Origin of the sequence: Vibrio sp. JPW-9-11-11 (genome assembly GCF_013369335.1) — a bacterium.
GTDB lineage: Bacteria > Pseudomonadota > Gammaproteobacteria > Enterobacterales > Vibrionaceae > Vibrio.
This window is the reverse complement of the sequence record NZ_SZQJ01000005.1, coordinates 875,869-885,467: the sequence shown is the minus strand read 5'-3', so window position 1 is coordinate 885,467 and position 9,599 is coordinate 875,869. Positions and strand designations below refer to the sequence as shown.

General features: G+C 48.6%; 9 protein-coding genes and 10 tRNA genes. 4 read left to right on the top strand and 15 right to left on the bottom strand.

Going from position 1 to position 9,599, the window contains the following annotated elements; genetic code table 11:
* Window position 1 precedes the first annotated feature (1 nt).
* The 15 genes from FCU94_RS09800 to lolB all read right to left on the bottom strand — a co-directional run bounded on the left by FCU94_RS09800 (window position 2) and on the right by lolB (window position 5,758).
* Window positions 2–86: transfer RNA gene (locus tag FCU94_RS09800), tRNA-Leu, on the bottom strand.
* Between the two features lie 54 nt (window positions 87–140).
* Window positions 141–217 (bottom strand) — tRNA-Met (locus tag FCU94_RS09795).
* 21 nt (window positions 218–238) lie between these two features.
* Window positions 239–323 (bottom strand) — tRNA-Leu (locus FCU94_RS09790).
* A gap of 86 nt (window positions 324–409) precedes the next feature.
* Window positions 410–484: transfer RNA gene (locus FCU94_RS09785), tRNA-Gln, on the bottom strand.
* A 30-nt stretch (window positions 485–514) separates the two neighbouring features.
* Window positions 515–599, bottom strand: a tRNA-Leu gene (locus FCU94_RS09780).
* Between the two features lie 86 nt (window positions 600–685).
* Window positions 686–760: transfer RNA gene (locus FCU94_RS09775), tRNA-Gln, on the bottom strand.
* Between the two features lie 30 nt (window positions 761–790).
* A tRNA-Leu gene (locus tag FCU94_RS09770) sits at window positions 791–875 on the bottom strand.
* Window positions 876–890: 15 nt separating this feature from the next.
* Window positions 891–965: transfer RNA gene (locus FCU94_RS09765), tRNA-Gln, on the bottom strand.
* A gap of 30 nt (window positions 966–995) precedes the next feature.
* Window positions 996–1,080: transfer RNA gene (locus tag FCU94_RS09760), tRNA-Leu, on the bottom strand.
* 39 nt (window positions 1,081–1,119) lie between these two features.
* Window positions 1,120–1,196 (bottom strand) — tRNA-Met (locus FCU94_RS09755).
* A 266-nt stretch (window positions 1,197–1,462) separates the two neighbouring features.
* The gene (gene ychF / locus FCU94_RS09750) at window positions 1,463–2,554 is read right to left on the bottom strand and encodes a redox-regulated ATPase YchF (RefSeq protein ID WP_176288337.1); all 1,092 of its coding nucleotides are present in this window, start codon (window positions 2,552–2,554) and stop codon (window positions 1,463–1,465) included.
* A gap of 10 nt (window positions 2,555–2,564) precedes the next feature.
* A complete protein-coding gene (gene pth / locus FCU94_RS09745; protein WP_176288336.1) occupies window positions 2,565–3,155 on the bottom strand; it encodes an aminoacyl-tRNA hydrolase in 591 nt (196 codons plus the stop codon).
* Between the two features lie 145 nt (window positions 3,156–3,300).
* Entirely contained in the window at window positions 3,301–4,245 is a 945-nt protein-coding gene (locus tag FCU94_RS09740; protein WP_038173074.1) for a ribose-phosphate pyrophosphokinase, read from the bottom strand.
* A gap of 29 nt (window positions 4,246–4,274) precedes the next feature.
* Window positions 4,275–5,147: a 4-(cytidine 5'-diphospho)-2-C-methyl-D-erythritol kinase gene (ispE, locus tag FCU94_RS09735; protein WP_176288368.1), complete on the bottom strand. Its 873-nt coding sequence runs from the start codon at window positions 5,145–5,147 to the stop codon at window positions 4,275–4,277.
* Window positions 5,144–5,758, bottom strand: a complete 615-nt coding sequence (gene lolB / locus FCU94_RS09730) for a lipoprotein insertase outer membrane protein LolB (protein WP_176288335.1) — start codon at window positions 5,756–5,758, stop codon at window positions 5,144–5,146. The genes ispE and lolB overlap by 4 nt, the downstream gene beginning before the upstream one ends.
* A gap of 161 nt (window positions 5,759–5,919) precedes the next feature.
* Between lolB and hemA the strand changes: the two genes are divergently transcribed.
* Genes hemA through FCU94_RS09710 form a run of 4 tightly spaced genes read left to right on the top strand, consistent with a single transcriptional unit; the run spans window position 5,920 to window position 9,575 of the window.
* On the top strand, window positions 5,920–7,176 hold the full coding sequence (gene hemA / locus FCU94_RS09725; RefSeq protein ID WP_176288334.1) for a glutamyl-tRNA reductase: 1,257 nt from the start codon (window positions 5,920–5,922) through the stop codon (window positions 7,174–7,176).
* Between the two features lie 46 nt (window positions 7,177–7,222).
* A complete protein-coding gene (prfA, locus tag FCU94_RS09720; protein ID WP_176288333.1) occupies window positions 7,223–8,311 on the top strand; it encodes a peptide chain release factor 1 in 1,089 nt (362 codons plus the stop codon).
* 4 nt (window positions 8,312–8,315) lie between these two features.
* Window positions 8,316–9,176 (top strand): peptide chain release factor N(5)-glutamine methyltransferase, encoded by an 861-nt coding sequence (prmC, locus tag FCU94_RS09715; RefSeq protein ID WP_176288332.1) that lies wholly within the window; start codon window positions 8,316–8,318, stop codon window positions 9,174–9,176.
* 15 nt (window positions 9,177–9,191) lie between these two features.
* Complete coding sequence (locus tag FCU94_RS09710; RefSeq protein WP_176288331.1) at window positions 9,192–9,575, top strand: SirB2 family protein; 384 nt, start codon at window positions 9,192–9,194, stop codon at window positions 9,573–9,575.
* Window positions 9,576–9,599 lie beyond the last annotated feature (24 nt).

Below are 9,599 nucleotides of genomic sequence, written 5' to 3'. Positions count from 1 at the left end.
ATGGTGCGGAAGGAGAGACTTGAACTCTCACACCTTGCGGCGCCAGAACCTAAATCTGGTGCGTCTACCAATTCCGCCACTTCCGCAACTTATTCTGTACTAAACGAGACAATTGGAAAATCTCATTTAGATTGTATTAATGGTGGCTACGACGGGATTCGAACCTGTGACCCCATCATTATGAGTGATGTGCTCTAACCAGCTGAGCTACGTAGCCATTCAAAGGGCAAAATTAAGATGGTGCGGAAGGAGAGACTTGAACTCTCACACCTTGCGGCGCCAGAACCTAAATCTGGTGCGTCTACCAATTCCGCCACTTCCGCAACTTAATTTATGGTTAAGAGAGTAATTGGTATAACTCACTTAACCTTGTATGCCTGACCAATTCATGATCAACCATTCAAAAGAATGGCAGGGCTACCTGGATTCGAACCAGGGAATGGCGGCATCAAAAGCCGCTGCCTTACCGCTTGGCGATAGCCCTGCAGAAAACAACGATGTTGTTTCTTAATAATGGTGCGGAAGGAGAGACTTGAACTCTCACACCTTGCGGCGCCAGAACCTAAATCTGGTGCGTCTACCAATTCCGCCACTTCCGCAACTTAATTTATGGTTAAGAGAGTAATTGGTATAACTCACTTAACGTTGTATGCCTGACCGACTTATGGTCAACCATTCAAAAGAATGGCAGGGCTACCTGGATTCGAACCAGGGAATGGCGGCATCAAAAGCCGCTGCCTTACCGCTTGGCGATAGCCCTGCAGAAAACAACGATGTTGTTTCTTAATAATGGTGCGGAAGGAGAGACTTGAACTCTCACACCTTGCGGCGCCAGAACCTAAATCTGGTGCGTCTACCAATTCCGCCACTTCCGCAAAAAAAAAAAAAAATGGCAGGGCTACCTGGATTCGAACCAGGGAATGGCGGCATCAAAAGCCGCTGCCTTACCGCTTGGCGATAGCCCTGCAGAAAACAACGATGTTGTTTCTCAATAATGGTGCGGAAGGAGAGACTTGAACTCTCACACCTTGCGGCGCCAGAACCTAAATCTGGTGCGTCTACCAATTCCGCCACTTCCGCATCTATTCCTAATCACTCTCATTTAAAAGTGTTTAGGAATGGTGGCTACGACGGGATTCGAACCTGTGACCCCATCATTATGAGTGATGTGCTCTAACCAGCTGAGCTACGTAGCCATATTCTTTTATCCCCTCAAAGGCGCTGCCTTATCGTTGGGAACGGCGCGCATTATGCGAAGTTGAGGCAGAACCGTCAACAGTTTTTTTGAATAAATCCTCAGAAATCAACTGTTCGGTTTCTTTTTAAACAAAGAGGCGCGTTAGTGATCGAAAACTGATATCAAATTAACGTGATTCTTCAGAGTTAATCGTTAAGTTTGTCGAATGAAAAGCAAAAAGCCAGCAAAACTGCTGGCTTTTAAAGTCAATGACTTGGCAATAAATTAAACGTTGAAGCGGAAGTGGACAACATCGCCATCTTTTACAATGTAATCTTTACCTTCTAAACGCCATTTACCCGCATCTTTAGCACCACTTTCACCATTGAATTGAATAAAGTCGTCGTAGCCAACGACTTCAGCACGGATAAAGCCTTTCTCAAAGTCAGTATGGATCTTACCTGCAGCTTGTGGCGCTGTTGCACCGACTGGAATTGTCCATGCTCGCACTTCTTTCACACCAGCGGTGAAGTAGGTGTGCAGAGTAAGCAGTTCGTAACCAGAACGAATCACGCGATTAAGACCAGGCTCTTCGATGCCCATGTCTGCAAGGAACTCTTCACGGTCTTCGTCATCTAGCTCAGACAGTTCCGACTCAATCGCCGCGCAGACAGCGACCACGACATTGTTCTCTTTCTCGGCGTATTCACGAACGGCGTCTAGATATGGGTTGTCTTCGAAGCCATCTTCATTCACGTTCGCGATGTACATGGTCGGTTTAAGCGTTAAGAAGTTTAGGTAACCGACTGCCGCCAACTCTTCTTTTGACAACTCAACAGTACGAGCCATGCCACCTTCCGTCAGGACAGGAAGGAGCTTTTCAAGTACGGTCAGTTCGAATTTCGCGTCTTTATCGCCGCCTTTTGCTTTTTTCGCATTACGCTGGATTGCACGTTCACACGAATCTAAGTCAGCCATAGCGAGTTCGAGGTTGATCACCTCGATGTCTTCAATCGGCGATACTTTGCCTGAAACGTGAACGATGTTCTCGTTCTCGAAACAGCGTACCACGTGACCAATTGCGTCAGTCTCACGGATGTTGGCTAGGAACTTGTTACCTAGGCCTTCTCCGCGCGATGCACCAGCAACAAGGCCAGCGATATCAACGAATTCCATCGTTGTTGGAAGAACCTTTTGCGGGTTAACGATCTTAGCTAGAGCATCTAGACGTAGATCTGGTACAGGTACAACGCCTGTGTTTGGCTCGATCGTACAGAACGGGAAGTTAGCCGCTTCGATGCCAGCTTTAGTGAGTGCGTTAAACAGAGTTGACTTGCCAACGTTTGGCAGACCAACGATGCCACATTTAAAACCCATGATAGTAACCTTATTCAGCTTTGAACGTGTGTAAACGGTTTTGTGCCTTTGATAAGCCATCCTTTAATAGGATGTCCAAGCAGCGAACAGATTCGTCGGCTGCTGCATCAAGAAGCTCTTGTTCTTTGGCCGGCGCTTTGCCTAACACAAAACCGGCTACTTTATCTTTGTGTCCCGGATGGCCAATACCAATCCTTAGACGATAGAAATCTTTGCAATTGCCCAGCTTGCTTATGGTGTCGCGCAAGCCATTGTGACCACCATGGCCACCGCCTTTCTTAAATTTAGCGACTCCAGGAGGTAAGTCCAACTCATCGTGAGCGACCATGATTTCCTCTGGTTTGATTTGGTAGAACTTTGCCAAGGCGGCAATCGCTTTACCTGAGAGGTTCATAAAAGTAGTCGGAATGAGTAAACGAAGATCCTGACCATTGACCATTATACGTCCGGTTAAGCCAAAAAACTTTGCTTCGTTTTTTAGCGTCACATTATGGATACGCGCGAGCTCTTCGACTACCCAAGCACCTGCATTGTGCCGAGTTTTTGCGTATTCAGGCCCAGGGTTAGCAAGGCCGACAAGAAGTTTTATTGGCTGACTCAAGGTTCGGATCTCTCTTGGAATCTCAAAAAGCGCGGTATGATAGCACACAATTCTCTTGTCGGGCGAGGTGAGAGAAGGAGTGAGCGACGAAAATAAAAAAACACCCCGAGAAAGGGGTGTTTTACACTCTGTTTGCTTTGTTCGATTAGTTGAACATTGCTGAGATAGATTCTTCGTTGCTGATGCGGCGAATCGCTTCCGCTAGCATGCGAGACAGGCTTAGGCAAGTCACTTTACCTGTGGCTTCCATCTCTTTTGGAAGCGTGATGGAGTCAGTGACGATGACTTGGTCAAGCACTGAGTTGCCGATGTTTTGAGCTGCGTTGCCGGAGAAAACTGCGTGAGTGGCATAGGCGAATACTCGCTTAGCGCCGCGTTCTTTAAGCGCTTCCGCTGCTTTACATAGTGTGCCGCCTGTATCGATCATGTCATCGACAATCACACAGTCACGGCCTTCTACATCACCGATTAGGTTCATGACTTCAGAAACGTTTGCACGAGGGCGACGTTTATCAACGATTGCGATGTCGATATCACCGAGTGCTTTCGCTGTCGCGCGAGCACGTACCACACCGCCAAGATCTGGAGAAACAACCACTGGGTTTTCTAAACCACGCGCATGCATGTCTTCAAGTAGAACAGGGGTACCGAAGATGTTATCAACGGGAACGTCGAAGAAGCCTTGAATTTGCTCTGCGTGCAGGTCGATAGTAAGAACGCGGTCTACACCGACGTTAGAAAGGAAGTCTGCAACTACTTTAGCCGTGATTGGCACACGAGCAGAACGAACACGACGGTCTTGGCGTGCATAGCCAAAGTAAGGGATAACTGCTGTAATACGGCCCGCTGAAGCGCGGCGCATTGCGTCAATCATCACTACAAGTTCCATTAGGTTGTCGTTAGTTGGTGCACAAGTAGATTGGATGATGAAAACATCACTACCACGAACGTTTTCGTTGATTTGAACAGCGACTTCGCCGTCAGAAAAACGTGAAACACTCGCATCACCAAGGGAGATGTATAGACGATCAGCAATACGTTGGGCTAGTTCAGGTGTAGCGTTACCAGCAAATAGCTTCATATCAGGCACGGTGGAAACCTCAGGGTTGCGTCCAGTTTTTAAATAGATTGTGAGTGGGCTAAGCGATAGTTAGCCAATGTCTCGTGTAACGGTGAGACATTCTTGCCTTTTGCCACAAAAGCGGAGACAGTGTCTGGCAGTTTCCCAAGGGTAGATTCAGCGTCATTTTTGCACAAAAACTCAGCAAAAACACACGATCCTGTCCCGGTCAACCGCGACGGCGCGTATTGTAGCAGCCATGAAAGTTGCTTATCAACCTCTGGGTACAGCATTCGGACAATTTTTTCGCAATCGTTTCCGTATTCGCTGTCAAGAAGTGTTGCCAAGTCACGTTTGGGGCTATTTCTGGTCAGTTCTGGGTGCGTAAAAATATCCACTGTGGCGATCGAAACGTCGGGCCTAACCACTAAGTACCATTTTTCCTCAGGTGTGGCCTTGGTCAATTTCTCGCCCACCCCTTCAGCGAATGCGGCAAAGCCGCGGGTAAATACAGGGACATCGGCACCCAGCGTTAAGCCTATCTCGGCTAATTGATGATCGCTTAATTGGGTTTGCCAGAGGTGGTTGAGGGCGACCAGTGTGGTCGCAGCATTGGAAGAGCCGCCGCCAATTCCTCCGCCCATTGGTAATATTTTCTCGAGCTCAATATGCGCGCCATAGGGAACCTTGGTGGCTTGTTGCAGGGCGTTTGCTGCTTTCCAGATCAGGTTATCTTGCAACGCGACGCCGGGGATTGGCGGGGAAAGGGTGATGGTCCCGCTATCGTTGGCGGTAATGGTCAGCTCGTCACCAAAATCCAGAAACTGAAACAAGGTCTGTAGTTCATGATACCCGTTGTCACGACGTCCGGTGATATAGAGAAAAAGGTTAAGTTTGGCAGGAGAAGGCCAGCGTGTCGCCTCAGTGATCATGGTGTTAACGTCCATTTGGTAATGATTATATTGATGGTGATATCGTCTTGCGTCAGTTTGATTTTTTTGGGCAGTGGCAGGGCGATGCCTTGATGTTCAATGTCTTGGTAGGAAAGATACTCTAAACGCCACTGTTGGCCGCTGACGTTTTTGGTCAACCAAGCCAAGGTATGAGTCTCATTGAGTTGGTACTCGTCGGCCTCTGTAGGTCGTCCCAACAGCCACTGATTGAGTGACTCGATAGGCAGATTTAATCCAGTCAGTTGATGGATAAGGGCTTGGGGGGACTCAGCTTGAAACCTTTGGTCATCATACGTTTCCACATAGGCCCCTGTTGCCGTAGCGTTGAGGTTAAGGGCAGTTTGACCAAGGAAGGTGGTCAGTCTCAATTGGGTGTTCTCTGGCGCGTGGGCCCACTGAAAATTGAGTGACTGTCGCTGCTGAGGGGAAATATACCCCATTTTTCCGGCGCTTTTGTAGTGATGGACATTCGCTAGCCTCAACTGATGCGTTTGCCACTCCACATTGGTGGTACTTTCGAGCGAAGTGCAGCCAGCGAGAAATACTGTGGCTGAAAGAAAAACCGAAAGCGTGCGTATAAGTCGAGTCATTGCTGAAAATTTCTCCAGTTTGGCCCTAAGTCAGCGCTTACTATATCATTGAAATCACGAACTCAAGAAAACATATCCGCTTGCCCCTTTCATTAAACGGGGCCATCAAGTAAAATTCCGACCTTATTTGTCCATCGCTTGATTCAGAGAAAACACAATTCATGTCTTTGCTTGCTATAGGTATCAACCATAATACGGCCACCGTCGAACTGCGTGAGAAGGTCGCTTTTGGTCCAGAAAAACTGCCGCAAGCACTTGAGCAATTGAATCAAAATTCTATCGTTAACGGCAGTGTTATTATCTCGACATGTAACCGCACTGAAATCTACTGTGATGTCAAAAGCGGTGGCAAGAGTAAAATTGTCGAGTGGCTGTCTCATTTCCACCAAGTGACGCCAGAAGAACTCAAGCCAAGCCTGTATGTTCATGAAGAACAAGCGGCCATTCGTCATCTGATGCGGGTAGCTTGTGGGTTGGACTCGCTAGTGCTGGGAGAGCCGCAGATATTGGGGCAGGTGAAGCAAGCTTACGCCGACTCGCGTCAGTATAAATCCGTCGACTCTGCGACAGAGAAACTGTTCCAAAAAGCATTCTCCGTTGCAAAACGGGTGAGAACGGAAACAGACATCGGTGGCAATGCGGTTTCAGTGGCGTATGCCGCCTGTACGTTAGCCAAGCATATCTTTGAATCGCTCGAAAAATCGACGGTGCTGCTGGTCGGAGCCGGTGAGACTATTGAACTGGTTGCTAAGCACTTAGCTGGCAATGGCTGCACTAAGATGATAGTGGCCAACCGAACCCAAGAGCGTGCGCTGCCATTGGCCGAGCAATTTGGTGCGCATATTATTGGCCTGCCTGAGATTCCTGAATACTTAGCCCAAGCGGACATTGTGATCAGTTCGACTGCGAGTCCACTGCCCATCATAGGCAAAGGCATGGTGGAGACGGCACTTAAAGCGCGTCGATTCCAACCTATTTTGTTGGTCGATATTGCCGTTCCGCGAGATATAGAATCGCAAGTCGGTGACCTGAACGACGCCTACCTGTACACAGTGGACGACTTGCAATCGATCGTCGATAGCAACATTGAGCAACGCAAGATTGAAGCGATTCAAGCGGAAGCGATCGTCAGTGAAGAGAGCGCCGCCTTTATGTCTTGGATGCGCTCGTTGCAAGCAGTCGACAGTATTCGTGAGTACCGCCAATCGGCCAATGAAGTTCGTGAAGAACTTCTCAGTAAAAGTTTACAGGCTCTTGCAGCAGGCGCTGATGCTGAACAAGTGCTGCTAGAGCTGAGCAATAAACTCACCAACAAGCTTATCCATGCGCCCACTCGTGCACTGCAAAGCGCTGCCGAGAAAGGAGAGCCAGCCAAGCTTGCCATTATTCGTCAAAGTCTAGGTCTCGATAACGCATAGCGTTGTAAATGGCCGACTTTATTAACCCCCTGAGTTAAAGAAAACTATGAAAGCCTCTATTTTAACCAAGCTAGAAACACTGGTTGAACGTTACGAAGAAGTTCAACACCTACTTGGTGATCCCGATGTAATTGGTGACCAAGACAAGTTCCGTGCTTTATCGAAAGAGTACTCTCAGCTCGAAGAAGTCACTAAGTGTTTCCAAGCCTACCAGCAAGCGCAAGATGATTTGGTGGCCGCGGAAGACATGGCCAACGAAGACGATGAAGAAATGCGCGAGATGGCTCAGGAAGAGATCAAAGAAGCCAAAGCGACCATTGAACGCTTGACCGACGAGCTACAAATTTTGTTGCTACCTAAAGATCCAAACGATGATCGCAACTGTTTCCTCGAAATTCGTGCCGGCGCGGGTGGTGACGAAGCAGGTATCTTTGCCGGCGACTTATTCCGCATGTATAGCAAGTTTGCCGAGAAGAAAGGCTGGCGTGTTGAAGTGATGTCTTCAAACGAATCGGAACACGGCGGTTATAAAGAGATGATTGCTAAAGTCTCTGGTGACGGCGCGTACGGCGTACTTAAATTTGAATCTGGTGGTCACCGCGTTCAACGCGTACCCGCGACCGAATCTCAAGGTCGCGTGCATACCTCTGCCTGTACAGTGGCGGTGATGGCGGAAATTCCGGAAGCTGAAATCCCTGAAATTAAAGCCGCAGAACTTAAAATTGATACCTTCCGTGCATCGGGTGCGGGTGGTCAGCACGTCAACACCACGGACTCAGCGATTCGTATTACTCACTTACCAACTGGTACTGTGGTTGAGTGTCAGGATGAACGTTCACAGCATAAGAACAAAGCTAAAGCGATGGCGGTGCTTGCGGCGCGTATTATTCAGGCCGAAGAAGCAAAGCGAGCTGCAGAAGAGTCTGACACGCGTCGTAACTTACTAGGTTCTGGTGATCGCAGTGACCGTATACGCACCTATAACTATCCGCAGGGCCGCGTCTCTGATCACCGTATCAACCTAACTCTCTATCGTCTCAATGAAGTGATGGAAGGGGACTTGGCGAGTCTGATTGACCCGGTTATTCAAGAACACCAGGCCGACCAACTCGCGGCGTTGGCAGAGAGCCACTAACTCTATGTCTGCACAACACAGCGTCGAACAGGTGCTCAATCAGGCGGCTTTGCAGCTCACAGAGAGCGGCAGTGAGTCGCCGTCTTTGGACGCTGCGGTGCTGCTTTGCCACGCTTTGGGTAAACCACGTTCCTTTTTGCTTACGTGGCCGGAAAAGATCCTTTCCCAAGCGGAGCGTGGTCATTTCCAAAGCTTACTTGAGCGACGCTTGAACGGGGAACCTGTTGCCTACATTATTGGTGAGCGCGAGTTCTGGTCATTACCGCTGAGAGTGTCGCCAAGTACACTCATTCCGCGTCCAGACACAGAACGCCTAGTTGAAGTAGCACTTGAGAAAGCAGCACCAGGCGATGGGGATATTCTGGATTTAGGTACGGGGACCGGCGCCATTGCGTTGGCATTGGCCTCAGAATTGCCAGATAGGCAAGTTTGGGGGATAGACCTTCAACCTGAGGCACAACAACTGGCACAATCTAACGCTGAGGCGCTCAAAATTAGCAACGCTCAGTTCTTGTGTGGTAGCTGGTTTGAACCAATATCTGCTGGTACAAAATTTGCTGTTATTGTTTCCAATCCGCCGTACATCGAAAAAGAAGACCCGCACCTGAGTCAGGGTGATGTTCGGTTTGAACCTCTCACTGCCTTGGTTGCGGATGAAAAGGGACTGGCAGACATTAAACACATTGCGACGCATGCATTGGGCTACCTTGGTGAACAAGGGTGGCTGATATTCGAACATGGCTTCGAACAAGGTGCGCCAGTGCGAGAGTTACTCGTTTCACTTGGCTACAAAAACGTAGTCACTTACAAGGATTATGGTAACAACGATCGCGTTACCGTCGGTCAATATTTACCGGAAATGTAAAGAGAGAAAATAACCATGTATGAAGGCTTAAAGCACTTTCACCTGTTGACAATAGTGATCAGTGCCACCCTGTTATCGGTGCGCTTTGCATTAATGATGGCCAACTCAAAGCTGCTCGATAAGAAATTTTTTAAGGTGGCGCCACATGTTAACGACACCTTTCTCCTTATTTCAGGCATCTACCTAATTGTCGTGACTGGGGCTATCCCTTTCACCGCTGCAGCGCCGTGGTTGACGGAAAAAATCACTTGCGTCCTCGCCTATATTGCCCTGGGCTTTTTTGCGCTTAAACTGGGTAAAAACAAATTGCTCAGAACCTTCTCTTTCTTCGGCGCATTAGGCTGGTTAGCGATGGCGGGAAAAGTGGCGGTAACGAAAACGCCGATGTTGTTTGGCTAAATGGGGTTGAGAGGTAACGATAAC